Here is a 23081-nt window from a genome sequence, read left to right on the forward strand (position 1 = left end):
GGGCGGCCGGCGCTTCTTCATGCCAGGGGTCGGTTGGCGCGGGCCACCACCGCCTCGAACAGCACCTGGCAGCCGGCCTCGGCCTGCGCGGGCTCGATACTCTCGGCCTCGTTGTGGCTGAGGCCGTCCTTGCAGGGGGTGAAGATCATCGCCGCCGGCATCCGCCGCGCCACATAGACGGCATCGTGCCCGGCGCCGGAGACCAGGCGCCGCGCCTTCAGCCCCAGCCGCGCCGCGGCCTGCTCCACCAGCGCCACGCAGGCCGCGTCGAAGGGCTGCGCCGCGTAGTGCAGCACCTGGGACATCGACAGCGCGCAGCCGGTGGCCGCGACGTCCGCCGCGGCCTCGGCCGGGAAGTGGGATGCCAGATGGGCGATGCGGCCGCTTTCCGGGTGGCGGAACTCGATGCTGAAGGCGACCTCCCCGGGGATCACGTTGCGGCTGTTCGGTTCCACCTTCAGGAACCCCACCGTGCCGCGTCCTTCCTCCCCGGCGTCGCGCATCCGCGCGTCCACCAGCGCGATGATCCGCGCCGCCGCCACCAGCGCATCGCGCCGCGCCCCTGGCGGGGTGGTGCCGGCATGGGCGTCCTGGCCGGTGATGCGGGCATCCCACCAGACCTGCGCCTGCGCGCCGGTGACGATGCCGATGGCCGCGCCATCGCGCTCCAGGATCGGGCCCTGTTCGATGTGCAGTTCGAAATAGGCATCGGCCGGGAAGGGCTCGGCGGGGATCTCGCCGCGGTAGCCGATCGCGTCCAGTGCCTCCGCCACCGTCACGCCGTCGCCGTCGCGCAGCGCATAGACCTTCTCCAGCGGGTAGACGCCCGCCCAGGCGCCGCTGCCCATCAGCGAATGGCCGAAGCGGCTGCCCTCCTCATCCGTCCAGTTCACCAACTCCAGCGGCGCCTCGGTGGTGAGGCCGAGGTCGTGCAGCGTGCGCATCACCTCGAGCCCCGCCATCACGCCGAGCGCGCCGTCGTACTTGCCGCCGGAGGGCTGGCTGTCCAGGTGGCTGCCGAACAGCACCGGCAGGCGCGTGGGGTCGCGACCCTCGCGGCGGGCGAACATGTTGCCGATGGCGTCCACGCGCACGGCCAGGCCCAGCGCCTCGCATTGCGTGCGGAAATCCTCGCGCGCCGCGCGGTCCTCCGCCGTCAGGGTCAGGCGCTTCACGCCGCCCTTCGGCGTGGCGCCATGCCGCGCCATGGCCATCAGCCCGTCCCACAGCCGGGCGCCGTCGATCCGCTGGTTGGTGCCGCCCATGTCCCCGCCTGTCTCCGCTGCCATCCGCCGTGGCGCCCATGTGCGATGGATCGGCGCGGCTGGCCAGGGCTTGCCCTGCGCCGCGCCGCCTGCGACGGTTTCGGGTCATTCGTGAAAGGTCCCGGCCATGGCCCATGCGCTGAACGCCGCCCCCGCCATCCTGCGCAATTCGGAACTGGATGCCGATGCCGTCCGCGCGGCGCGGGTGGACCTGGCCGCCTGCTTCCGCATGGCGGCGCGGCTGGGCATGCATGAGGGCATCTGCAACCACTTCTCCCTCGTGGTGCCGGGGCGGGACGATTTGTTCCTGGTGAACCCCTATGGCTGGGCCTTCGCGGAGATCACCGCCTCCCGCCTGCTTGTCTGCGACTTCCAGGGCAATGTCGTGGCCGGGGAGGGGGTGCCGGAGGCGACCGCCTTCTACATCCATGCCCGCGTCCACAAGAACCTGCCCCGGGCGCGCGCCGCCTTCCACACCCACATGCCGAATGCGACGGCGCTCGCCATGCTGGAGGGTCCGCCGCTGCTCTGGGCCGGGCAGTCGGCGCTGAAATTCTACGGCCGCACCATGGTGGACGAGCACTACAACGGCCTGGCGCTGGATGAGGCGGAGGGCGACCGCATCGCCGCCTCGATCGGCGAGGCCGACATCGTCTTCATGAAGAACCACGGCGTGATGGTGGTGGGCGCCAACGCGGCCGAGGCCTGGGACGATCTGTACTACCTGGAACGCGCGGCCGAGGCGCAGCGCCTGGCGCTGTCCACCGGCCGCCCCATCAAGCCGGTGCCGGCGGCGATGGCGCAGAAGACCTATGACCAGATGCGCCTGGGCGACCGGGAAAGCGCCGCGCTGCACCTTGAGAGCATCAAGCGCCGCCTTGCGCGGGAGGAGCCGGACTACCTGGATTGACCCTGAAGCCCCTGGGCATGCCGGCCGCGGCGCGGCCCGACCCGCGCGGCCTGCTGCTGCTGCTGGTCACCGTCATCGGCTGGGGCTTCAACTGGCCGGCGATGAAGCTGCTGCTGGTCGAACTGCCGCCGTTTTCCATGCGCATCGCCTGCGTCGTCATCGGCGTGGCGCTGCTGCTGGGCATCGCCCTGGCGCGGCGGGAGAGGCTGGGCGTGCCGGCCGGGCTGTGGGGGCGGCTGGTGCTGGCCTCCCTGCTCAACGTCACGGCCTGGATGGGGGCGGCGGCGCTGTCCCTGGTGTGGCTGGCGGCCGGGGAGGCCACCATCGTCTGCTACACCATGCCGGTCTGGGCCTCGATCTTCGCCTGGGCGCTGCTGGGCGAACCGCCGACGCCGCGCCGCCTGCTGGCCCTGGCGCTGGGGCTGGCCGGGCTGCTGGTGCTGGTGCTCGGGCAGGGGGTGGATGTCGGCCTGGCCAAGCTGCCCGGCGTGGCGGCGGCGCTGACCGGCGCGGTGCTGTTCTCGCTCGGCACCGTGGTCACCAAGCGCTGGCCGGTGGCGCTGCCGCCCACCGCCTCCGCCGCCTGGCAGTTGCTGCTGGGCAGCGTGCCGCTGCTGCTGGGGGCGCTGCTGCTGGAACGGCCGGATTTCGGCGCGTTGTCCGCCGGCACCTGGGCCATCATGCTGTATGGCGGCATCGGGCCGCTCGGCCTGTGCTACCTCGCCTGGTTCGCGGCGCTGCGCCGCCTGCCGGCCGCGGCGGCCGCCTCCGGCACGCTGCTGACGCCGGTGATCGGCGTCGGCGCCGCGGCGCTGCTGCTGGGCGAACCGATCGGGGTGCGGGAGGTGGTGGCGCTGTCCATGACCATCGGCGGGGTGGTGCTGGCGATCCGCGGCTGAGGCAGCGTGTCATCGCGCCGCGCCTTGGGCTAAAGCGCCGTCATGGACTCCTATCCGCTGATCCGCCTCGCCCCCGGCGCCGACCGCCGCGTGAAGGCCGGCCACCCCTGGGCCTTCTCCAACGAGATCGCCATGACCCCGGCACTGCGCGCCCTGCCGCCCGGCGGCCCGGTGCGGCTGGAAGGCGATGACGGCGTCAGGCACGGCGTCTGGCACTTCAACCCGCACAGCCTGATCGCCGCGCGGCGGCTGGAGCCGGACCCGGCGGTGCGGATCGATGGCGCCTGGTTCCGCGCCCGCCTGGCCGCCTGCCTGGCGCTGCGGGATCGGCTGTTCGACACGCCCTTCTACCGCCTGGTGCATGCCGAGGCCGATGGCCTGCCCGGCCTGGTGGTGGACCGCTATGGCGATGCCCTGGCGCTGCAGGCCAATACCGCGGGGATGGAGGCGGCCACGCCGCTGATCCTGGCCGCGCTGCAGGACCTGCTCTCCCCCCGTCTGGTGGTGGCGCGCAATGACAGCGCCGTGCGCAAGCTGGAAGGCCTGGAGGAATCCGTCACCGCCCTGGTGGGGCAGGGCACGGCAAGGGTGCAGGAACACGGCCTGGCCTTCCCGGTGGACCTGCTGGGCGGGCAGAAGACCGGCTGGTTCTTCGACCAGCGCGCCAACCGCGCCCTGGTCGCCCGGCTCTGCCCCGGCCGCACCATGCTGGACGCCTTCTGCCACACCGGCGGCTTTGGCCTGGCGGCCGCGGCCGCCGGGGCGAGCGAGGTGACGCTGCTCGACCGCAGCGAGCATGCGCTGGACCTCGCCATGCAGGCCGCCCGCCTGGCCGGCTTCGCCGACCGCGTCACGCCGCTGAAGGCGGAGGCGCTGGAGCATCTGGAACGCATGGCGGCCAGCGGCAGGCGCTTCGACGTGGTGGTGGCGGACCCGCCGGCCTTCGCCAAGACGCGCAAGGACCAGCCGGCGGCGCTGCGCGGCTATGGCAAGCTGGCACGGCTGGCCGCGGGGCTGGTGGCGCCGGAAGGCATCCTGTTCATCGCCTCCTGCTCGCACCACGTCTCGCCGGGCGATTTCACCGATGCGGTGGCCTGGGGCGTGCAGCGGGCGAAGCGCCCGGCGCGGCTGCTGGCGACGGTGGGGGCCGGGCCGGACCACCCGGTGCATCCCGGCCTGCCGGAAAGCGCCTACCTCAAGGGCCTGCTGCTGCACCTGGCCTGATGCGCGCCCCGCCGCTCGCCGCCTTCCGCGCCACGGGCTACGAGGCCGCCGGGATCGTGGTGCGCATCGGCGCGCGCAGCCCGGCGATGGAGGCGCTGCTGGCCCGCCACGGCGCGCGCCGGGCCGCCTTCATCACTGCCTGGAACCCGCGGAGCCGCCGGATGCCGGCGGGCTGGAACCGGCGGATGCAGGACCGGCTGCGCCAGGCCGCCGGCGTGACGGTGCTGGCCGAGGGCTTCGGGCGCGGCCCGGGCTGGGCGGAGCACCACCTGCTGCTGGCAGGCGCCCCCGGCCGGCTGCTGGTGCTGGCGCGGCGCTTCCGGCAATGGGCCATCGTCGCCCTTGGCCCGGGCCAGCCTGCCCGGCTGCTGCTCGCCTACCGGCCATCCCGCGCCGGATAGGCGCTGTAGCCCCAGATGACGATCCGCTGCAGCCCGGCGAAGCGGATCACCTCCTCCCCCAGCGTCAGCGTGCCCTTCACGCCCTTCAGCTCGATCTCGCCCAGTGCCGCGCGCGGGGCGGGGGAGCCGGGGTCGGGGCGGATCGCCGCCAGGATCTGCTCCAGGGTGCGGTCGGTATCCTCCAGCCGGAGCGTCGCGACGCCGTCGGTGGCGGAGATGCCGAGATTGCCGTCGCCGGGGTGCCACACCATCACCTCCCGCCCCGGGCGCAGGCGCTGGTTCATCGGCCCGCCCTGCCAGCGCCCCTGGGCCGGCAGTTCCGGCATCAGGTAGTCCAGATCCCACCGCTTGCCGCAGGGCTCCGTGCTGTTCATCGCCTGGTCTCCAGCCATTGTTTTCGCTGGTCCGATCAAGCGCTTGCGACGGTTTCTCCTCCAATCCGAAGACCCTTTCGGGCCCATAGGCACAGCCGATGCCAAGGCCGGTGCCAATGCCCGGGCCGGCGGCCCCCGGGCGCGTGCCGGCAGGGGCGGCCTGCGCCACCCCTGCCGGCTCCGTCAGGCGAGGATCACCAGCCTCTCCAGGCCGGAGAAGGTGAGCGTGGTGCCGCCCAGCGTCAGCGTGCCGCTGACCCCCTGCAGGCTGATCACGCCCGTCTCCGGGTCCAGGAAAGGCGCGGCGCTGCCCGGCGCCAGCACGATCGAATCGAGGATCTCCTGCGGCGAGGCCTCGTAGTTGTTCACCACCAGCATGTCCTGGCCGGCGCCGCCCTCGATGGTGTCCTCGCCCTGGGCCGGGTTCCAGTAGATGCGGTCATCGCCCGTGCCGGCATCGATCAGGTCGGCCCCCTGGCCGGCAAAGATGGCGTCATTGCCGTCTCCGGCCTGGATGGTGTCGTCGCCGGTACCGCCGAAGATCACGTCGTTGTCGCTGGAGCCATTGATCTCCCGCCCCGCCTGCGGCGGCGCCTGCCCATCGCGCTCCCCGGCACCACCGACCACACCCGCCAGCTCGGCCTCCGTGATCGGCCTGGGTTGTCCCGTCATGTGCCTCTCTCCTGCCCAAGGCCGAGCCGGATGCTCGCGCCGCCGTGATCTGGCCATGCGGGGACGACCGGCGCCAGAAGGAACGGCCTATGGCGGCGATCGGGCCTGGCGTCAGAGGAAGCGTTCGCGGATGTCCACCGTGCTTTCGCGGCCCAGCTTGTCGAAGCTGCCGGCCAGCCAGGCTTCCGCCGCTTCACGCCCATATTGCTTCAGCGTGGACAGAAAGCCCCAGTCGCCGTTCAGCTTGGTGCTGAGCTTGAAATCCCGCATCCGCGCCTCGTCCTCGATGCAGTGGATGAACAGGCGGCGGTAGCGCGGCTGTTCCAGGCGCCCGGCCTCCAGCAGCCTTTGCACGAAGTCGATGGCGCGCATTTCCGCCATCAGGGAGGCGTTGAAGCTGATTTCGTTCAGCCGGTTGACGATTTCCGTCGGCCGCGTCGGCAGCTCGTCGCGCACGATGGGGTTGAGCTGGACCAGCACGATGTCGGGCGGCCCGCCCTGCTCGTAGAGCGGCCACAGCGCCGGGTTGCCCAGGTAGCCGCCATCCCAGAAGGGCTCGCCGTCGATCTCCACCGCCTTAAAGAATTGCGGCAGGCAGGCGGAGGCGAGCAGCACGTCCACCGTCACCTCGTTGCGCGCGAAGACCCGCGGCTTGCCGGTGCGGACGGAGGTGGCGGAGATGAACAGCTTGGGGCCGCGGCCGCTGCGCAGGATCTCCGGGTGGATCTCCTCCTCCAGCACCTGGCGCAGCGGGTTGAACTCATACGGGGTGGGGTTGAGCTGGTAGGGGGACATGACGCGGGTCAGCGTCTCGAAGGTCTGGTAGGCGACGGACCAGGTCAGGTCATGGCCCCAGATCGCCTTTTCCAGCGGCGTGTTCTGCAGCGGGCTCATCGCCATGCGGCCGGCGGCGTTGCGCCAGAAGCGGTCCAGCGCGCGGCGCGCGCCATCCCGCCCCCCCTCGCACAATCCCTGGACGAAGACGGCGGCGTTCATGGCGCCGGCCGAGGTGCCGGAGACGGCCTCGAACTCCAGCCTCTCATCCTCCAGCAGGCGCTCCAGCACTCCCCAGGTGAAGGCGCCATGGGTGCCGCCGCCTTGCAGCGCCAGGTTGATGCGCCGCGTCGCCGGCGCCGCGCGGGCGGCGGCGGGGCGGGGGGCGGGGGTGGCGCCGGCGGCACCCAGGGTGTCGGCGGCCTCCTGCAGGAACTCGTTCTCGATCATGGGTGGCGGGGTGTGCCTTCACGCGGAGCCGGGGGACTGCCGCAGTCTGCGCCCCCCGGCTTGCCGAACTGTGGCCGCGGCGCAAGAACCGCAGCCGGGGTGCCTATTGCGCGGTCCAGCCGCCATCGATGGACAGCGCCGTGCCGTTCACGCTGCCGCTGTTCGGGCCGCAGAGATACAGTGCCATCTCCGCCACTTCCTCCACCTCCACCCACCGCTTGGTGGGCTGGCGGTCCAGCAGGTAGTCGGTGAGCGCCGCCTCCTCCGAGACTCCATGCTTATCCGCCAGCGGCTTCACCTGCGCCTCGGCCAGCGGGGTGCGGACGAAGCCGGGGCAGATGGCGTTGCAGGTGACCGGGCTGCGCGCGATCTCCAGCGCCACCGACTTGGTCAGCCCGACCACCGCGTGCTTCGCCGCCACATAGGCGGTCTTGTAGGGGCTGGCGACCAGGCCGTGGGCCGAGGCGACGTTGACGATGCGCCCGAAGCCGCGCGCCTTCATCCCCGGCAGCGCCGCCTTGATGGCGTGGAAGTTGGAAACGAAGTTGATCGCCACGATCCGGTCGAAGCGGTCCTCGGGGAATTCCTCCACCGGGGAGACGAACTGGATGCCGGCATTGTTCACCAGGATGTCGCAGGCGCCGAGCTCGGCCTCGCAGGCCGTGACCATGGCGCGGATCTCCTCCGGCTTCGCCATGTCGGCGGGGGAATAGGGCGCCTCGCCGCTGCCCATCGCCTCGCCCACCGCCTGGCGGGCGGCGGCGATCTCCTCCGGCTTGCCGAAGCCGTTCAGCATCACCTTCGCCCCGGCCCGGGCGAAGCCGAGCGCGATGGCGAGCCCGATGCCGGAGGTGGATCCCGTGACGAGGGCGACACGGCCCTGCAAGGTCTTGGTCATGATGGAGGCGCCTTCTTCCCGCGTTGCAGCAAGCGTTGCCTAAGGCAGGCGCTTGAGCAAGCCGACAACGCGCTTCACCAGCGGCGAGAGCAGCTTCGGCGCGTAGAAATCCCCCGCCGCCCGCTTCGCCGCCTCCGCCAGGGTGGGGTAGGGCAGCACCAGCCCGGCCAGCGCCGAGAGCGGCAGCTTGCGGCCGATCATCAGCCCGAAGGTGCCGGCCATCTCCCCGGCATGCGGCGCCAGGATGCCGGCGCCGAGCAGCCTGCCCCCCGGCGTCACCACCAGCTTGGCCAGCCCCTCCTCGATGCCCTCCGCCACCGCGCGGTCGGTCTCCGCCACGGGGAAGCGCAGGAGGCGGATGTCGTGCCCGGCGTCCCGCGCCTCGGCCTCCGTCATGCCCACCTGGGCCAGTTCCGGGTCGGTGTAGGTGACGCGGGGCAGGGCGGCGTAGTCCACACTGGCCGGCAGGCGGAACAGCATCCGCCGGGCCAGGATGCCGGCATGCTGGGAGGCCACATGGGTGAAGGCGCGCGGGCCGATGCCCGCGGGGTCGGCGATGTCGCCCACGGCCCAGACCCGGCGGTTGGTGGTGGAGCGCAGCCCGGCATCGGTGGCGATGCCCTGGCGGGTTGCCGCCACCTGGCCCGCTGCCAGGTCCAGCCCGGCCAGGCGCGGCGCCCGGCCCACCGCCAGCAGCAGGTGGGTGCCGCCGATCTGCCGCCCATCCTCCAGATGCGCGACCAGGCCCGGCCCGCCATCCTCCGGCCGGTCGGAGGAAACGCGGGCGAGCTTCGCCCCTTCCAGCAGCGTCACCCCGTCCCGCACCAGGGCGCGGCGCAGGCCATCGGCCAGTTCCGGGTCGTCCCGCCCGGCAAGCCGCCCGGCCTCGATCACCGTCACCAGGCAGCCGAGCCGCGCATGCGCCTGCGCCATCTCCAGCCCGATCGGGCCACCGCCCAGGATGATGAGGTGGCCGGGCGGCTCCTCCAGCTCGAAGATCGTCTCGTTGGTCAGCCAGGGCACCGGGCCGAGGCCGGGGATGTCCGGCACGATGGCCTGGCTGCCGGCGGCGATGACACAGCGGCGGAAGGTGAGGCGGCGGCCGCCTGCTTCGATCATGTCCGGCGCCACGAAATGGGCGGAGGCGCGGATCACCTCCACCCCCATGCCGCGGTAGCGGGCTTCCGAATCGATCGGCGCGATCCGGTCGATGGCGCCCTGCACATGGGCGCGCAGCGCCGCCCAGTCGATCTCGGGCTCCGGCAGGCGGATGCCGAATCGGTGGGCGCGGCGGGCGCTGGCGGCGGCATGGGCGGCGGCCAGCAGCGCCTTGGAGGGGACGCAGCCGAAATTCAGGCAGTCGCCGCCCATCCGGCCACGCTCCACCAGCGCCACCTTCAGCCCCAGCCCGGCCGAGAAGGCCGCCGTGGAAAGGCCGGCGGCGCCGGCGCCGATCACCACCAGGTCGAAATCGGGCATGTCGGGTTCCGTCTGCTGGATCGCGCCGGCACGGGCATACCCGGTCTGGCCGGATCAGTCAGCCCGATGCGCGGCGGCGCCTTCCGCGCCGGCCGCGGCGCGCCCCCGGCCTCAACCCCTGGCGCTGCCGATCAGCCGCTGCCGCAGGGCGCGCGAGAGGGTGTCGAGGCCGATCACGGTCACCAGGACCAGGATGACGATCAGCGAAACCTCCCGCCAGGCGCTGATCATCATGCGGTCCATCAGGTAGAAGCCGATGCCGCCCGCCCCCACCACGCCGAGCACCGTCGCGGAGCGCAGGTTGGATTCGAGGAAATACAGGCTGTTCGCCAGCAGCACCGGCAGGGCCTGCGGCATGATGCCGAAAGCGATCGTCTGCAGCCGGCCGGCGCCCGTGGCGCGCACCCCCTTCACCTGCTCCCGGTCGGTGTTCTCCATCGCCTCGGCGAACAGCTTGGTCAGCACGCCGGTGTCGTTCACCGCGATGGCCAGGATGCCGGCAAAGGGCCCAAGCCCGACCACGCTGACGAAGAAGATGGCCCAGACGAGGCTGTCGATCCCCCGCACCACGTCGCTCGATCGCCGCACCAGCAGCCGGACCGGTCCCAGCGGCATGACGTTGCGCGCGCCCATGAGCGCGAGCGGCACCGCCAGCAGGGAGGCGATGAGCGTGCCGAGGAAGGCCATCGCCAGCGTCTCGCCGATCGCCCGCAGATACTGCCACACATGTTCGGTGATGGCCGGCGGCATCATCAGCATGAAGACCCGCCCCAACTCGCCCAGGCCGCGGTAGATCTGGCCGGGCGAGACCTCCAGCGCATGCAGGCCCCACAGGAACAGGCCCAGCCCCAGCGGCACCAGCGCCGCCCGGCGCCACAGCGCCGGGCCCCGCGGCGGGTAGAGTTCCGGCCGGCGCGCGCGCCAGGCGGTTGGCTTGGTGGCACTCATAGGGCGCGCAACCCATCCTGCCCGATCACCCGCCCGCGCGCCCAGGCGCAGAGCGCGTCGATCAGCATCACCGTGCCGATCAGCATCAGGGCGATCGCCGAGATGTCGGTATGGTCGAAATTCTTGATCGCGCCGTAGAGTTCCTGCCCGATCCCGCCGGCGCCGACGAAGCCGAGGATGGAGGCGGCGCGCACATTGATCTCCAGCCGCAGCAGGCCGTAGGAGAGGTAGTCGGGGGCCAGCTGCGGCGTCGCGCCGTAGAGCATGGTCTGCACCCAGCCCGCCCCGGTCGCGCGCAGGCCCCGAAGGGGTTCGGGGTCGGCATTCTCCGCCGCATCCCCGAACAGCTTGCCCAGGGCGCCGAAGGTATGCAGGCCGATCGCCAGCACGCCCGCCAGCGGCCCGATGCCGAAGGCGTAGACGAACAGCACGGCGAAGACCAGCTCCGGCACCGTGCGCGCCACTTCCAGGACGCGCCGCGCGACCATGCCGACCCAGGGGGCGGGCGTCAGGTTCCGCGCCGCCAGGAAGGAGGCGCCGAAGGCCAGGACGGCGCCGAAGATGGTCGCGTAGATCGCGATCAGCACGGTCTGCCAGAGCGCCGCCAGCCAGCGCCAGCCCTTCCAGTACCAATGGGCGAGGTCCTCCCCCAGCGTCGCCCAGGCCAGATCCGGCACCATGCGGCCGAAATAGGAGCCGAAGCGCGGCAGCCGGTCCCACAGCAGGACCAGATCCACCTCCCCCAGCCAGGCCGCGGCGGCGACCAGCACCAGCAGCAGCGCCGCCGCCACCAGCCATTGCCGCCGGCGCACCCGGCCCTGTGCCGCCCAGGCCCGGGCGAACGCCGCCCGCGCGCCAGCCGGTGCTGTCCGGTGCATGGTCAATGCGCCTCGCTGAGAGCGGCCGCGCTGCCATAGATGCCAAGCAGCGTCGGCTCGTCGAGCCCCGCGACCGGGCCGTCATAGACCAGCCGTCCGGCCGACAGCGCGATGGCGCGGTCGCACCAGGCCTGCGCCAGCGGAACGGAGTGGAGGTTGCAGAGGACGGTGATGCCCAGCTCCCGGTTGATGCGGCGCAGCGCCTCCATCACCGCCTGGGCGTTCACCGGGTCGAGGCTGGCGACGGGCTCGTCCGCCAGCATGATCCGCGGTTCCTGCACCAGGGCCCGGGCGATGGCGACGCGCTGCTGCTGCCCGCCCGAAAGCTGGTCCGCGCGCTTCAGCGCATGGTCTTCCATCCCCAGCGCCGCCAGCGCATCGATGGCGATGTCGCGCTCCCGGTCGGTGAACAGGCCGACCAGCTTGGGCAGGCGCGGCGGGTGGTTGAGCCGCCCGGTCAGCACATTGGTCAGCACGGAAAGCCGGCCGACCAGGTTGAAGCGCTGGAAGATCATCGCGCTCTGGCGCCGCCAGGCGAGCAGTTCCGCCCCGCGCAGCCGTGCGATGTCCCTGCCGCCATAGAGGATCTCGCCGCCGCTCGGGTCGATCAGGCGGTTGATCATGTTGAGAAGGGTCGATTTGCCGGCGCCGGATCGGCCCAGCACGGCCACCATCTCGCCATCCGCCACCGCCAGGGACAGGTTGTCCACGGCGGTGGCATCACCGAACCGGCGGGTCAGCCCGCGGAGTTCGAGCACGGGCTCAACGCCGGCGGCGTTCGGCCTGGCGCAGGGCGATGAAGGGCTCATAAGCCTCGTGCGAGACCAGGCCGATGCCGCCGAAGACGTTGCGGCTGACCGTCGCCCAGGCCTCGGGGGCGGTGTAGCGCATGTTGACCAGGCACTCGCTCATCTTCGCGCGCATCGGCTCGGGGTAGCTGCGGCGGGTGGTGAAGGGCGCGTTGGGAATCAGCCCGCTTTCGTGGATGAAGCGGATATCCTCGAGCTTGATGGTGCCGGCGCCGGCGGCGCGGACATGCGCGCCCGCCTGCGGCGAGTAGTACCAGCCCGTCGTCGCATCCAGGCGGCCCTGCGCCACGGAGACCATGCCGTTGTCGTGCGAGCCGGTCTGCACCAGCCGGCCGAAGAAGCTGCTCTGGCCGCGCTCATCCACCCAGCCGCGCTCGCGGAAATACTGCATCGGCAGCACGTAGCCGGAGGTGGAGGTCGGCGTCGCCCAGCCCACCGACTTGCCGCGCAGATCCTCAAGCGTGCGGATCGGGCTGTCGGCGCGGACGATGATGACCCAGCGGTATCCCATGTCGCCCTGCGGCGAGACATCGACCGCCACCGGCACCACGTCGCCGCGCGTCAGGTCGGACAGGATCGCGTATTGCGCCGGGCCGTACCAGGCGAGGTGCACGTCGCCCTGCGCCATCGCCTCGATCATCGCCGAATAGTCGTTGCTGACGCGGATGGTGACGCGCTCGATTCCCAGGCATTGCTGCAGGTAGGGGGCCATGGGCGCCCAGCGCAGATTGCCTTCCTGCTGGTTCTCGCCCGAGGCGACACCGAAGGTGATCTGGCGGAATTGCTGGCGCCAGTCCGGCGCGGCGGCGGGGGTCTGGGCAAGGGCCGAGGTGCCAAGGCCGAAGCAGAGGCCGAGGGCAGCGAGGAGGTTTTTCACGTTGTTGTCCCGGTTGATGGCGTCGTCGCGCCTTCTACCTGGGCGGGCCGCTGTCTTGATGACGACGGGATTGTGATCTCGTAAAGGTTCAGCCGTCGGTGGTTCCCTGCAATCCTGCCCTCTGGCGGCGAGGGTGGCACGCCCGATCCTTCATCTGGTGCAAGCCATGCGGTTGACGGCAGGGGGGGCGCTTCCCTATACGTCCGGGCCTTCGCCGGGGCGGCTCAATCCATGGGGGCTGCCGCCGGCCTATTCGTTCAGCCTGTTCGTTCAGATGCCAGCCGGCGTACGGCGGTCGGGGATCGCCCTGGCCGGGCCGATCAGCCGGGGCCCGCGGGAGTAGTGTCGTGAAGCGTACTTACCAGCCCTCCAAGCTCGTCCGGAAGCGCCGCCACGGCTTTCGCGCCCGTACCGAGACCGTCGGCGGGCGCCGGGTGCTGGCCAATCGCCGCGCCAAGGGCCGCAAGAAGCTCTCGGCCTGAGGTCGGGGCGGGCCTGTTCGTGCCATGCCGGCGCGCCCGCCACGCCTGAAGCTGCGCCGGGAGTTCAAGCGCGTGGCGCAGAACGGCCAGCGTGTCGCGCGCCCCGGGCTGGTGCTGCAGGTGCTGAAGGGGACGGAGGCACCGCTGCGCGCGGGCTTCACGGCCACCAAGAAGATCGGCAACGCCGTGGTCCGCAACCGGACCAAGCGCCGACTGCGCGAGGCTGCGCGCCTGCTGCTGGGCCGGGACGGCCCGCAGGGGTACGACCTTGTGCTGATCGGGCGCGACGGGACGGCGAAGCGGGACTTCCGCCAGCTGCTGGGCGACCTGCGCGGTGCCCTGAAGCAGGCCGGCGTGCCGCTGCCCGCGGAACCGCGCGAGGTCGCGCCCGCCCTGGTGGCCCAGGCCCCTCCGGGGGTCGTCCTGCAGGGGGCGGTGGCATGACCCCGCAGCAGCATCTGCTGCGCGGCGCCATCCGCACCTACCAGTACACGCTGCGGCCCATCATCGGCTGCAACTGCCGCTTCCTGCCGCATTGCAGCGATTTCGGCCTGCAGGCGGTGGCCGAACACGGCGCGCTGCGGGGCGGCTGGTTGACCGCCCGGCGCATCCTGCGCTGCAACCCCTGGCACCCGGGTGGCTACGACCCGGTCCCGCCCCCTTCCCAGAACGTCACGGGGACGGCGCATGCGCCTGTCCCGCGCCCGACGAAAGGCTGAATCAGGCCGTCATGGACCAGAAGCGTCTCCTCGCCGCCATCGCCCTTTCCGTCGGCATCCTGCTGCTGTTCGACCTGTGGAACCGCCCGGCCCGGGAAGCCGAGCAGCGCCGCCAGGCCGAAATCTCCGCCCAGCAGGCCGCCACCGCCCCTGCTCCCGGTGTACCGGCCCCTGGTGTGCCGGCCCCGGGCGTGCCGGCCCCGGGCGTGCCGGTGCCCGCCGCGCCGCTGGCGACGCCCGGCGCGCCGCTGGCGACCCCCGGCGCCGCGGTGGCCGCCGCCGAGGCGGCGCGCGCCCCGGAAACCCGCCTGCCGATCGTCAACCCCCGCCTGCAGGGCAGCCTGAGCCTGCGCGGCGCCCGCCTCGATGACCTGGTGCTGCGCGGGTACCGGGAGACCGTCGCCCCCGACAGCCCGCTGGTCCGCCTGCTGGCGCCGCGCAGCGACGCCAACCCGTATTTCGCGCAATGGGGCTGGACCGCCGCCGATGGCCGCACCCCGGTTCCGGGGCCGGAGACCGACTGGACCGCGGAAGGCGGCACCCTGTCCCCCACCCAGCCGGTGACGCTGCGCTGGGACAATGGCCAGGGCCAGGAATTCCGCATCCTGCTGGAACTGGACGAGGACTACATGTTGACCGCGCGGCAATCCGTGCGGAACACCGCGGCCGACGCGGTGCAGCTGCTGCCCTGGGCGCGGGTGCGGCGCGAACGCACGCCGCAGACCGCCGGCTTCTTCATCCTGCATGAGGGCTTCACCGGCGTGCTGGATGGCCGCCTGATCGAGTGGAAGTACAGCGACGCCAAGACCGAGGCCGAGAAGCGCCGCGGCCCGGCCATGGAGCAGGAAAGCACCGGCGGCTGGATCGGCTTCACCGACAAGTACTGGCTGGCGGCGCTGACGCCGGCCGACCAGGCGACGCAGGTGCGCGCCGCCTACCGCCACTCGGCGGAGGGCGGGCAGGACCGCTGGCAGCTCGACCTGGCCACCCCGGCAGCGCAATCCGTCGCCCCGGGCGCGGAAGCGGGGCTGGCGACGCGGCTTTTCGCCGGCGCCAAGGAAGTCCACCTGCTGGATTCCTACGAAAGCCGCCTGAACATCGAGGGCTTCGACAAGGCGATCGACTTCGGCTGGTTCTACTGGATCACCAAGCCGTTCTTCTACGCCCTGGACTGGCTGTTCGGCATCTTCGGCAATTTCGGCGTGGCGATCCTGATCTTCACCTTCGCCCTGAAGCTCGCCTTCTTCCCGCTGGCCAACAAGGCCTACATCTCCATGGCGCGGATGAAGACGCTGGCGCCGAAGATGACGGAGGTGCGGGAGCGCTACAAGGACGACCCCGCCAAGGCGCAGGCGGAGATGATGGCACTTTACAAGGCGGAGAAGGTGAACCCCGCCTCCGGCTGCCTGCCCATCCTGCTGCAGATCCCGATCTTCTTCTCGCTGTACAAGGTGCTGTTCGTCACCATCGAGATGCGGCACGCGCCCTTCTTCGGCTGGATCCAGGACCTGTCCGCGCCGGACCCGACCAACCTGTTCAACCTGTTCGGGATCCTGCCCTACGACCCGATGCAGCTTTCGAGCTTCCTGCACATGCCGGCCTGGGCCATCGCGATGGGCATCACGATGTTCCTGCAGTTCAAGCTGAACCCGACGCCGCCGGACCCGATCCAGGCCAAGGTCTTCGCCTGGATGCCGCTGATCTTCACCTTCATGCTGGCCAGTTTCCCGGCCGGGCTGGTGATCTACTGGACCTGGAACAACCTGCTTTCCATCGCCCAGCAGTACTGGATCATGCAGATGGACAAGAAGCGCCAGGCCAGCCGCCCGGCCGCGGCCCCCACCCCGCCCAAGCCCCTTCTGGCCGGCAAGGCCGAGGCGAAGCCCGCGCCCAAGGGCCGCAAGGGATGAACGCGCCATCGCCGGTGGCACCCCCCGCCGGCGGCCTGGCCGAGGCGGTGGATGACGAGCAGCGCGAGGCGCTGATCGAGGCCGGGCGCCTGCTGTTCGCGCGCCCCTGCACCTTCTTCTACGCCTCCCAGGCCATCAACCAGCTTCCCCCCCTGGCGGGGCCGGAGGTGGCCTTCTGCGGCCGGTCGAATGTCGGCAAATCCTCCCTGCTCAATGCCCTGACGGGGCAGAAGGCGCTGGCCCGTGTCTCCGTCACCCCGGGCCGTACCCGGCAGCTGAACTTCTTCCGCTGCGACGAGGGCCAGCTCACGCTGGTGGACATGCCGGGCTATGGCTACGCCAAGGCCTCCAAGACCCTGAAGGAGGATTGGCAGGGGTTGATGTTCGACTTCCTGCGCGGCCGGCCGACGCTGCGCCGCGTGCTGCTGCTGATGGATGCCCGCGTCGAGATCAAGCCGGCCGACCGCGCCGCGATTGAGCTGCTGTCGGATGCCGCCGTCGCCTTCCAGATCTGCATCACCAAGGTCGATGACGTGAAGAAGCCGCAGCTGGAGAAGCGGATCCGCGAGCTGGAGGCGCTGGTGAAGAAGCGCACGGCCGCCCACCCGCTGATGCTGGTGACCAGCAGCGAGACCGGGCAGGGCATCCCCGAATTGCGGGCGGAGCTGGCGGCGCTGGCCGGCTGAGGCGGCGGGGCGGGGCCGCCCGCTGGCGGATGGCCGGGCTGGCGGCGGCACGCCCGGGCGCTGGCTCGGGGACCGTTCGGTCGGCAACGCGATCCGGGGCGGAAAGGCGCTGCCGAATCGACCCGCGCTGTTATCAAACGATCTCTCATGGCTTCGTGAAAATCCTGCCGGCCGCAGGCAGTCCGTCATTGTTGACCCTGCTCCCTTCCTCGCCCAGCCTGGCTGCCGCGGAGGAATGGGGAGAAGAAGCATGTCTTCACGCGCCGCCTTGTTTGCATTCTGCTTCATCGGGCTGGGTCTGGCGGGGCTCTTTCTGTACGGCCCCAGGCCAGCCCTGGCGCAGCAGGGCGTTGCCCGCGAGATCTGGTTCCACAATGCTTGCAACAAGCCGATCCGGCTGCTGGTACGCCATGCCGAGCAGCCGCGCCGCTGGCAGTCCCGCGGCTGGTGGCAGTTTCCCGGCGCCGGCCGGCCCCGCGCGCTGAGCCTGCGCGGCACGCGGCTGAAGCACCTGACCAACCACCGCCTGTACTATTATGCGGAGGCGACGGACGGCTCGATGGTGTGGGAGGGGAGGCGCGCGGCGACGCGGCTGGGCGGCGTCACCTACCGGCTGCGCCAGGCCACGCCCACCGTGGTGCGCGGCCGGCTGCAGGTGCGCCTCACCTGCACCCGCTCCACCGGGCCGGCGAAGGGGTGATCCGGACGAGTTTCGCGCCACCCTCTTGACCCTGAACGAAGCGGACGCCACACGGCCAGCCGAGGCGCGCTGCGGGCGCCGGCTGATGGGGTTCGCCACGATGACCGACGACGCGCTCGACCAGATGGCGATCCTCGCCGGGGCTCTGCCGTTCCTGAAGCGCTACGACGACCAAATCGTGGTGGTGAAGTATGGCGGCCACGCGATGGGCGAGGAGGACGCGGCGCTGCGCTTCGGCCGCGACATCGCCCTGCTCGAGCAGGTCGGCGTCAACCCCGTGGTGGTGCATGGCGGCGGCCCGCAGATCAACGCCATGCTCAAGCGGCTCGGCGTGAAGTCCAACTTCGTCCAGGGCCTGCGGGTGACGGATGAGGAAATGCTCGACGTGGTCGAGATGGTCCTGGCCGGCCCGGTGAACAAGCAGGTGGCCTCCGCCATCACCCGCGCCGGGGCCATCGCGGTGGGGATTTCCGGCAAGGATGGCGGGCTGATCCAGGCCCGCAAGCTGGCCCGCACCTACCGCGACCCGGACAGCAACATCGAGAAGGTGCTGGACCTCGGCTTCGTGGGGGAGCCGGAGCGGGTGGACCCGCGGGTGCTGCAATTGCTGATCGGCGCGGACATCGTGCCGGTGGTGGCGCCGGTCGGCGTCGGCGCCGACGGCCAGACCTACAACATCAACGCCGACACGGTGGCCGGCGCCATCGCCGGCGCGCTGGGCGCGGAGCGGCTGCTGATGCTGACCGATGTGCGCGGCGTGCTCGGGCCCGACGGCGAGCTGATCCCGGAGATGACGGTGGCCGAGGTGAAGGCCGGCATCGCCGCCGGCTGGATTTCCGCCGGCATGATCCCGAAGGTGGAGACCTGCATCTATGCGGTGGAGCGGGGCGTGAAGGCTGCCGTCATCGTCGATGGCCGCGTGCCGCACGCCGTGCTGCTGGAACTGTTCACCGGTGCCGGCGCCGGGACGCTGATCCGGGCGTGAGCCGCCGGTTCCGCGCTTGACCGCGGGACCGGCCAGCCTTCCTGCGCGCCCCGCGCCGGGGGGACCCGGCGCGTGTCGACAAACCGGGCTTCGGTCCTGACGCCCGCTGCCATCCTTGGGCTTGCTCGCCGTTGCCGGCGCCTTCGGGCATTCCGCCGCTCAGGCCCGAACGCTCAGGCCCATGCGCTCAGGCCGGCAGCCCTTCCAGCAATTCGGCCTGCCACTGCAGCTCCGCCTCGCCCAGCGACCAGCCGCCTTCCGCGGTGGGGCGCACCACCTCGGCCGGGCTGAGGCCGCCCAGCACCGCCTGCACCTCCGCCGCCAGGGCGGCCGACCAGCCGGCGCTGTGGCACAGCCCGGCGATCGCCCGGCCGCTGCGCAGCGCCAGCGCCGCCTCCACCCGCGCGACGGTGACGCCGGCGGCTTCCGCCAGGTGTTCCGTCAGCAGCCCGCGGTCGCCGGCGCGGGCGGCGGCGAACAGCGCCGCCTCCGCCCGCGCGTCATCGGGCTGCGCCATCCGGGCGGTGACGCGCCCGCGCAGGGTCTCGGCCAGCCCGGGCGGCAGGTCGGGCCGCGCCGCCAGCACGCCCAGCAGGTGGTCGGCGACCATTTCGCCCAGCGCGCGGGCGGCGCCGGCGGGCAGCCGGGCCCGGCGGACCAGCGCGGCCTGCCAGCTGCTGTGGTTCCCGGCATTCTCCACCAGCCGGTCCAGCGTGGCTTCCCGGATGGCGGCGGAGGGGTTGGCCAGCAGCGCCGCGATGGCCGGCGTATCCGTCGTCTCGACGATGGCATCCGACAGCACCTCGCTCAGCGCGGGGCGGCGGGCGACGGCGCGGCGGGTGGCCGGCGCCGGCGGGTCGGCGATCAGCGCCAGCAGGTCCGCGTCCGAGAGCAGCGGCGACAGCCGGATCACCGGCTCCGCCACCGGCATGGCGGTATCCCGCGCCAGCCGCAGGATCAGTGCCCGCGGCGCGTCCGGCATGTCCCGCACCACGGCGGCGATGGCGGCGCGCACCTCCACCGCCGCATCCTCCACCAGCATCGCCAGGGTGCCGGCGGAAATCCGCGCCATGCGGTCCTGCGCCCCCGGTCCCAGGCCCGGGCCGAGGCTGGGGGCGAGGGCGGCGATGCGCCGGGCCAGCACGCGCCGCACCGCCGCATCCGCATCGCTGGCCAGCAGGCGGGCTGCGGCCGGCGGCGTGCCGGCATTGGCGGCGACGGCCTGGCGCACCTCCGCCGCGCGATCCGCGGCCAGGAAGGTGAGCAATTCGGGCGAGGTGGTGGTGCCGCGCGCGACCGCGGCGCGGGCGGCGGCATCGCCATGGCGGGCGGCCTGGATGGTGGCGGCAGTGTCCGTCATTCGCCCTGGCCCTCTGGCCAGCCTGGCACCGCTGCCGCCTGCCGGCGCTCGCGCTCCCGCCGTTCCGCCTGGTGGGTGCGCTTGGCAGCGTACATGGCGGCATCGGCACGAGCCAGCAGCGCGTCCACCGGCTCGTTCGGCCGCGGCACCGCCAGGCCGCAGCTGGCGCGCAGCGCTTCCGGCCCCGCTTCCGGCCAGCCGGGCAGGGGGCCGGGCTGGCCAACCTGCCGCATCCGCCGCGCCGCATCCGCCGGCGTGGCGTCTTCCAGCCACAGGCAGAATTCGTCGCCGCCCAGCCTCGCCGCCAGATCCGCCCGGGCGCAGGCGGCGCGCAGCCGGCCGGCCATGCTGCGCAGCGCGGCGTCGCCGGCCTCGTGCCCCAGCCGGTCGTTCAGCGGCTTCAGCCCATCCAGGTCGAGAAACACCAGCACCCCCTGGCGCGCTGCCGGCAGCGCCGCGACCAGGCCGCGGCGGTTGAGCAGCCCGGTCAAGGCATCGCATTCCGCGGCGGCGGACAATTCGCGCTGGCGCAGCACCTCCGCCCGCAGCGCCGCCATGGGCAGGGCCATGGCTTCCAGCAGGTCGCGATCATCCTCCTCCAGCGGCGGCGCGCCTTCGCCCCGCCAGGCCAGCAGGCAGGGGCCTGCCTCGGTCCGGGCCAGGGCCAGCGGGCCGGGGGGGAGGACCTGGGTCGGCTGCGGCAGGCGGTGCAGCGGCGGCGTCCGTGTCCCATGCGCCACGCTCCAGCCCTGCGGTTCCGGCAGCAGCAGCGCCGCGCCGTCGCAGGCCAGGGCGCCGGGCAGGGCGGCGAGCATGGCTTCGAGCGCCGCCTGCGCGCCGCCCTGCCGCTGGCCCAGCCGCAGCAGCCGGCCGAGGGCCGTGGCGCGGCGAAGTGCCCGTGCCGCGACCTCCTGCTGGCGTTCCGTCGCGGTGACGTCCCGCGCCGCGCCGCGCAGCCCCTCGCCATGCGGCATCAGGGCGAAGTCCAGGCAGGCCTGACTGCCATCGGCGGCCCGCAGCCAGGCGCGCTGGTGGCGCGGGCGGCAGGATGGGATGAAGGGCCCTGGCGCGTCTCCCGGTGCGGCCAGCAGCAGCGCCGCCTCGGTACCCAGCAGCCCCTGCGCCGGGTGGCCCAGCACGGTGTCGGGGGCAAGGAAGGTGAAGCGGCCCTCGGCATCGGTCTCGAACAGCAGGTCCGCGGACAGCAGCGCGAAATCCCGCCAGCGGCCCCGGCTTTCGATCAGCGCTTCCGAGAGGGTCAGGCCATCCATGCGCCACACTATGCCGCCGGCCGGTGAAGGCGCGGTTAGCGCAGTGCCCCACCTGTCCCCGCGTTGACAGCCTCGCCGCCCGCTAGGCATGGTCCGCCGCGCAAGGTGCCGCCGCGCCGCCCCCCCGCAGCCAGGACAGACCGCACATCATGGACACGACGACGCGCCTGAAGGGCCAGATCGAGGCGCTCTGGGACCGCCGGGACACGCTGAACGCGCAGACCCAGGGCGAGGACCGCGCCGCGGTGGAACAGGCGCTGGAACTGCTGGATTCCGGCCAGGCCCGCGTCGCCGCCCCGGGCGAGGCCGGCTGGACGGTGAACCAGTGGCTGAAGCAGGCCGTGCTGCTGTCCTTCCGCCTGACCGACAGCGCGCCGATGGATGTCGGCACCGGCGCCTATGACAAGGTGCCGCTGAAATTCGCCGACTGGGGCGCCAACCGCTTCAAGGAGGCCGGCTTCCGCGCCGTGCCCGGCGCCATCGTCCGCCGCTCCGCCTTCATCGCGCCGGGCGTGGTGCTGATGCCGTCCTTCGTGAACCTCGGTGCCTATGTCGATTCCGGCACCATGGTGGACACCTGGGCCACCATCGGCTCCTGCGCCCAGATCGGGAAGAACTGCCACATCTCCGGCGGCGCCGGCATCGGCGGGGTGCTGGAGCCGCTGCAGGCCAACCCGGTGGTGATCGAGGATGAGTGCTTCGTCGGCGCGCGCTCCGAAGTCGCGGAAGGCGTGATCGTGGAGCGCGGCAGCGTGCTGTCCATGGGCGTGTTCCTCGGCGCCTCCACGAAGATCATCGACCGCGCGACGGGCGAGGTCTTTGTGGGACGCGTGCCGGCCTATTCCGTGGTGGTGCCGGGCAGCCTGCCGGGCAGGGCGCTGCCGGATGGCACGCCGGGGCCGAGCCTGTACTGCGCCGTGATCGTGAAGCGGGTGGATGCGCAGACCCGCGCCAAGACCTCGATCAACGAACTTCTGCGGGATTGACCTTGGACCCGCTCCCCCTGGCGCAGGCGCTGATCCGCTGCCGCTCCGTCACCCCCGCCGATGATGGCGCGCTGGCGGTGCTGGAGGCGGCGCTGGCGCCGCTGGGCTTTGCCTGCCACCGGCTGCGCTTCGGGGCGGTGGAGAACCTGTTCGCCATCCGCGGCCAGGGCGCGCCGCACCTGATGTTCGCCGGGCACACCGACGTGGTGCCGGCGGGCGATGCGGGGTGGAGCGTCGATCCCTTCGGCGGCGAAGTGCGCGACGGCCGGTTGATGGGCCGCGGCGCCACCGACATGAAGGGCGGCGTCGCCGCCTGGGTCGCCGCCGTGGCAACGGTGCTGGACCGCCGGCCGGGGCTGCCGGGCATGCTCTCGCTGCTCATCACCGGGGATGAGGAAGGCCCTGCGGTGGATGGCACGGTGAAGGTGCTCGGCTGGCTGGCGGCGCAGGACCTGGTGCCGGATTGCTGCGTGGTGGGGGAGCCCACCAGCAAGGTGGCGCTGGGCGACACCATCAAGGTCGGTCGCCGCGGCAGCCTGAACGCCGCCATCACGGTGCACGGCACCCAGGGCCACAGCGCCTATCCGCAGCGCGCCGACAACCCGGTGCACCGGCTGGTGCGCGCCCTGGCGGCGCTGACGGCGGAACCGCTGGACCAGGGCACCGCGTTCTTCGAGCCCTCCACGCTGCAGGTCACCAGCGTCGATGTCGGCAATCCGGCGACCAATGTCATCCCGCCCAGCGCCACCGCGCGGCTGAACATCCGCTTCAACGACCGGCACACGGAAGCCAGCCTGACCGCGCTTCTGCGCGACGTGCTGGCGCGGGAGGCACCGCGGCACACGCTGGAGGTGTCCTGCTCCGGCGAGAGCTTCCTGACCCGGCCCGGCCCCTTCGTGGCGGCGCTGGAGCGGGCGGTGCAGGCTGAATGCGGGCTGGCGCCGAAGCTGGATACGGGCGGCGGCACGTCGGATGCGCGCTTCATCGCCCGCCACTGCCCGGTGGCGGAACTGGGCGCGGTGGGCGCCACCATGCACCAGGTGGATGAAAGCACGCCGGTGGCGGAGCTGCGGGCGCTGGCCCGGCTCTATGCCCGCGTGATCGAGGAGGTGCAGGGCTGAGCG

25 protein-coding genes are annotated in these 23081 nt (G+C 72.3%); 13 read left to right on the forward strand and 12 right to left on the reverse strand.

Annotated features, from left to right (window positions below; translation table 11 throughout):
• Positions 1 to 17: 17 nt before the first annotated feature.
• Positions 18 to 1289, reverse strand: coding sequence for a Zn-dependent hydrolase (locus tag HEQ75_RS02280; RefSeq protein ID WP_328733306.1), 1272 nt, complete (start codon positions 1287 to 1289; stop codon positions 18 to 20).
• A 103-nt stretch (positions 1290 to 1392) separates the two neighbouring features.
• Between HEQ75_RS02280 and HEQ75_RS02285 the strand changes: the two genes are divergently transcribed.
• Genes HEQ75_RS02285 through HEQ75_RS02300 form a run of 4 tightly spaced genes read left to right on the forward strand, consistent with a single transcriptional unit; the run spans position 1393 to position 4699 of the window.
• Entirely contained in the window at positions 1393 to 2175 is a 783-nt protein-coding gene (locus HEQ75_RS02285; RefSeq protein ID WP_168027294.1) for an aldolase, read from the forward strand.
• Positions 2172 to 3074: a DMT family transporter gene (locus HEQ75_RS02290; protein WP_235961192.1), complete on the forward strand. Its 903-nt coding sequence runs from the start codon at positions 2172 to 2174 to the stop codon at positions 3072 to 3074. Before HEQ75_RS02285 ends, HEQ75_RS02290 begins: the two co-directional genes overlap by 4 nt.
• Before the next feature lie 42 nt (positions 3075 to 3116).
• Positions 3117 to 4298: a class I SAM-dependent rRNA methyltransferase gene (locus tag HEQ75_RS02295; protein ID WP_168027295.1), complete on the forward strand. Its 1182-nt coding sequence runs from the start codon at positions 3117 to 3119 to the stop codon at positions 4296 to 4298.
• Entirely contained in the window at positions 4298 to 4699 is a 402-nt protein-coding gene (locus HEQ75_RS02300) for a DUF3293 domain-containing protein (protein ID WP_168027296.1), read from the forward strand. The genes HEQ75_RS02295 and HEQ75_RS02300 overlap by 1 nt, the downstream gene beginning before the upstream one ends.
• Here HEQ75_RS02300 and HEQ75_RS02305 read toward each other — a convergent pair.
• The 9 genes from HEQ75_RS02305 to phnD all read right to left on the reverse strand — a co-directional run bounded on the left by HEQ75_RS02305 (position 4675) and on the right by phnD (position 12858).
• On the reverse strand, positions 4675 to 5073 hold the full coding sequence (locus HEQ75_RS02305; RefSeq protein ID WP_168027297.1) for a hypothetical protein: 399 nt from the start codon (positions 5071 to 5073) through the stop codon (positions 4675 to 4677). The genes HEQ75_RS02300 and HEQ75_RS02305 overlap by 25 nt on opposite strands.
• Positions 5074 to 5256: 183 nt before the next feature.
• Positions 5257 to 5745: a calcium-binding protein gene (locus tag HEQ75_RS02310; RefSeq protein WP_168027298.1), complete on the reverse strand. Its 489-nt coding sequence runs from the start codon at positions 5743 to 5745 to the stop codon at positions 5257 to 5259.
• Between the two features lie 111 nt (positions 5746 to 5856).
• Positions 5857 to 6969 (reverse strand): patatin-like phospholipase family protein, encoded by a 1113-nt coding sequence (locus tag HEQ75_RS02315; RefSeq protein WP_168027299.1) that lies wholly within the window; start codon positions 6967 to 6969, stop codon positions 5857 to 5859.
• Between the two features lie 103 nt (positions 6970 to 7072).
• Complete coding sequence (locus HEQ75_RS02320) at positions 7073 to 7867, reverse strand: 3-hydroxybutyrate dehydrogenase (protein WP_168027300.1); 795 nt, start codon at positions 7865 to 7867, stop codon at positions 7073 to 7075.
• Positions 7868 to 7906: 39 nt separating this feature from the next.
• Positions 7907 to 9346: a dihydrolipoyl dehydrogenase family protein gene (locus tag HEQ75_RS02325; protein ID WP_168027301.1), complete on the reverse strand. Its 1440-nt coding sequence runs from the start codon at positions 9344 to 9346 to the stop codon at positions 7907 to 7909.
• A gap of 111 nt (positions 9347 to 9457) precedes the next feature.
• Positions 9458 to 10294: a phosphonate ABC transporter, permease protein PhnE gene (gene phnE / locus HEQ75_RS02330; protein ID WP_168027302.1), complete on the reverse strand. Its 837-nt coding sequence runs from the start codon at positions 10292 to 10294 to the stop codon at positions 9458 to 9460.
• Positions 10291 to 11172, reverse strand: a complete 882-nt coding sequence (gene phnE, locus HEQ75_RS02335) for a phosphonate ABC transporter, permease protein PhnE (RefSeq protein ID WP_168027303.1) — start codon at positions 11170 to 11172, stop codon at positions 10291 to 10293. Before phnE (HEQ75_RS02335) ends, phnE (HEQ75_RS02330) begins: the two co-directional genes overlap by 4 nt.
• 2 nt (positions 11173 to 11174) lie before the next feature.
• On the reverse strand, positions 11175 to 11930 hold the full coding sequence (phnC, locus tag HEQ75_RS02340; protein ID WP_168027304.1) for a phosphonate ABC transporter ATP-binding protein: 756 nt from the start codon (positions 11928 to 11930) through the stop codon (positions 11175 to 11177).
• Between the two features lie 4 nt (positions 11931 to 11934).
• A complete protein-coding gene (gene phnD, locus HEQ75_RS02345) occupies positions 11935 to 12858 on the reverse strand; it encodes a phosphate/phosphite/phosphonate ABC transporter substrate-binding protein (RefSeq protein ID WP_168027305.1) in 924 nt (307 codons plus the stop codon).
• 347 nt (positions 12859 to 13205) lie between these two features.
• On the opposite strand from phnD, the gene rpmH reads away from it, so the two are divergent.
• The 7 genes from rpmH to argB all read left to right on the forward strand — a co-directional run bounded on the left by rpmH (position 13206) and on the right by argB (position 18340).
• Positions 13206 to 13340 (forward strand): 50S ribosomal protein L34, encoded by a 135-nt coding sequence (gene rpmH, locus HEQ75_RS02350; RefSeq protein ID WP_168027306.1) that lies wholly within the window; start codon positions 13206 to 13208, stop codon positions 13338 to 13340.
• Between the two features lie 24 nt (positions 13341 to 13364).
• Positions 13365 to 13784 (forward strand): ribonuclease P protein component, encoded by a 420-nt coding sequence (gene rnpA, locus HEQ75_RS02355; RefSeq protein ID WP_168027307.1) that lies wholly within the window; start codon positions 13365 to 13367, stop codon positions 13782 to 13784.
• Positions 13781 to 14059: a membrane protein insertion efficiency factor YidD gene (gene yidD / locus HEQ75_RS02360; protein ID WP_168027308.1), complete on the forward strand. Its 279-nt coding sequence runs from the start codon at positions 13781 to 13783 to the stop codon at positions 14057 to 14059. Before rnpA ends, yidD begins: the two co-directional genes overlap by 4 nt.
• Before the next feature lie 11 nt (positions 14060 to 14070).
• A complete protein-coding gene (gene yidC, locus HEQ75_RS02365; RefSeq protein WP_168027309.1) occupies positions 14071 to 15969 on the forward strand; it encodes a membrane protein insertase YidC in 1899 nt (632 codons plus the stop codon).
• Positions 15966 to 16655, forward strand: coding sequence for a ribosome biogenesis GTP-binding protein YihA/YsxC (gene yihA / locus HEQ75_RS02370; RefSeq protein WP_168027310.1), 690 nt, complete (start codon positions 15966 to 15968; stop codon positions 16653 to 16655). The genes yidC and yihA overlap by 4 nt, the downstream gene beginning before the upstream one ends.
• A gap of 250 nt (positions 16656 to 16905) precedes the next feature.
• Complete coding sequence (locus tag HEQ75_RS02375; RefSeq protein ID WP_168027311.1) at positions 16906 to 17355, forward strand: DUF1036 domain-containing protein; 450 nt, start codon at positions 16906 to 16908, stop codon at positions 17353 to 17355.
• Positions 17356 to 17455: 100 nt separating this feature from the next.
• The gene (argB, locus tag HEQ75_RS02380) at positions 17456 to 18340 is read left to right on the forward strand and encodes an acetylglutamate kinase (RefSeq protein ID WP_168027312.1); all 885 of its coding nucleotides are present in this window, start codon (positions 17456 to 17458) and stop codon (positions 18338 to 18340) included.
• Positions 18341 to 18527: 187 nt separating this feature from the next.
• Here argB and HEQ75_RS02385 read toward each other — a convergent pair whose 3' ends face one another.
• Both HEQ75_RS02385 and HEQ75_RS02390 read right to left on the reverse strand, forming a co-directional pair.
• On the reverse strand, positions 18528 to 19700 hold the full coding sequence (locus HEQ75_RS02385; RefSeq protein WP_168027313.1) for a DUF2336 domain-containing protein: 1173 nt from the start codon (positions 19698 to 19700) through the stop codon (positions 18528 to 18530).
• Complete coding sequence (locus HEQ75_RS02390) at positions 19697 to 20971, reverse strand: sensor domain-containing diguanylate cyclase (RefSeq protein WP_168027314.1); 1275 nt, start codon at positions 20969 to 20971, stop codon at positions 19697 to 19699. Before HEQ75_RS02390 ends, HEQ75_RS02385 begins: the two co-directional genes overlap by 4 nt.
• Positions 20972 to 21120: 149 nt before the next feature.
• On the opposite strand from HEQ75_RS02390, the gene dapD reads away from it, so the two are divergent.
• On the forward strand, positions 21121 to 21957 hold the full coding sequence (gene dapD, locus HEQ75_RS02395; RefSeq protein WP_168027315.1) for a 2,3,4,5-tetrahydropyridine-2,6-dicarboxylate N-succinyltransferase: 837 nt from the start codon (positions 21121 to 21123) through the stop codon (positions 21955 to 21957).
• A 2-nt stretch (positions 21958 to 21959) separates the two neighbouring features.
• Entirely contained in the window at positions 21960 to 23078 is a 1119-nt protein-coding gene (dapE, locus tag HEQ75_RS02400; protein WP_209318305.1) for a succinyl-diaminopimelate desuccinylase, read from the forward strand.
• Positions 23079 to 23081 lie beyond the last annotated feature (3 nt).

Source organism: Falsiroseomonas selenitidurans (genome assembly GCF_012103215.1).
Lineage (GTDB): Bacteria > Pseudomonadota > Alphaproteobacteria > Acetobacterales > Acetobacteraceae > Falsiroseomonas > Falsiroseomonas selenitidurans.

What these genes read in the sequence shown, in the direction of transcription:
- HEQ75_RS02280 (WP_328733306.1), bottom strand. Translation starts at nt 1,289, where the DNA reads ATGGCAGCGGAGACAGGCGGGGACATGGGCGGCACCAACCAGCGGATC.
- HEQ75_RS02285 (WP_168027294.1), top strand. Translation starts at nt 1,393, where the DNA reads ATGGCCCATGCGCTGAACGCCGCCCCCGCCATCCTGCGCAATTCGGAA.
- HEQ75_RS02295 (WP_168027295.1), top strand. Translation starts at nt 3,117, where the DNA reads ATGGACTCCTATCCGCTGATCCGCCTCGCCCCCGGCGCCGACCGCCGC.
- HEQ75_RS02300 (WP_168027296.1), top strand. Translation starts at nt 4,298, where the DNA reads ATGCGCGCCCCGCCGCTCGCCGCCTTCCGCGCCACGGGCTACGAGGCC.
- HEQ75_RS02305 (WP_168027297.1), bottom strand. Translation starts at nt 5,073, where the DNA reads ATGAACAGCACGGAGCCCTGCGGCAAGCGGTGGGATCTGGACTACCTG.
- HEQ75_RS02310 (WP_168027298.1), bottom strand. Translation starts at nt 5,745, where the DNA reads ATGACGGGACAACCCAGGCCGATCACGGAGGCCGAGCTGGCGGGTGTG.
- HEQ75_RS02315 (WP_168027299.1), bottom strand. Translation starts at nt 6,969, where the DNA reads ATGATCGAGAACGAGTTCCTGCAGGAGGCCGCCGACACCCTGGGTGCC.
- HEQ75_RS02320 (WP_168027300.1), bottom strand. Translation starts at nt 7,867, where the DNA reads ATGACCAAGACCTTGCAGGGCCGTGTCGCCCTCGTCACGGGATCCACC.
- HEQ75_RS02325 (WP_168027301.1), bottom strand. Translation starts at nt 9,346, where the DNA reads ATGCCCGATTTCGACCTGGTGGTGATCGGCGCCGGCGCCGCCGGCCTT.
- phnE (WP_168027302.1), bottom strand. Translation starts at nt 10,294, where the DNA reads ATGAGTGCCACCAAGCCAACCGCCTGGCGCGCGCGCCGGCCGGAACTC.
- phnE (WP_168027303.1), bottom strand. Translation starts at nt 11,172, where the DNA reads ATGCACCGGACAGCACCGGCTGGCGCGCGGGCGGCGTTCGCCCGGGCC.
- rnpA (WP_168027307.1), top strand. Translation starts at nt 13,365, where the DNA reads ATGCCGGCGCGCCCGCCACGCCTGAAGCTGCGCCGGGAGTTCAAGCGC.
- yidD (WP_168027308.1), top strand. Translation starts at nt 13,781, where the DNA reads ATGACCCCGCAGCAGCATCTGCTGCGCGGCGCCATCCGCACCTACCAG.
- yidC (WP_168027309.1), top strand. Translation starts at nt 14,071, where the DNA reads ATGGACCAGAAGCGTCTCCTCGCCGCCATCGCCCTTTCCGTCGGCATC.
- yihA (WP_168027310.1), top strand. Translation starts at nt 15,966, where the DNA reads ATGAACGCGCCATCGCCGGTGGCACCCCCCGCCGGCGGCCTGGCCGAG.
- HEQ75_RS02375 (WP_168027311.1), top strand. Translation starts at nt 16,906, where the DNA reads ATGTCTTCACGCGCCGCCTTGTTTGCATTCTGCTTCATCGGGCTGGGT.
- argB (WP_168027312.1), top strand. Translation starts at nt 17,456, where the DNA reads ATGACCGACGACGCGCTCGACCAGATGGCGATCCTCGCCGGGGCTCTG.
- HEQ75_RS02385 (WP_168027313.1), bottom strand. Translation starts at nt 19,700, where the DNA reads ATGACGGACACTGCCGCCACCATCCAGGCCGCCCGCCATGGCGATGCC.
- HEQ75_RS02390 (WP_168027314.1), bottom strand. Translation starts at nt 20,971, where the DNA reads ATGGATGGCCTGACCCTCTCGGAAGCGCTGATCGAAAGCCGGGGCCGC.
- dapD (WP_168027315.1), top strand. Translation starts at nt 21,121, where the DNA reads ATGGACACGACGACGCGCCTGAAGGGCCAGATCGAGGCGCTCTGGGAC.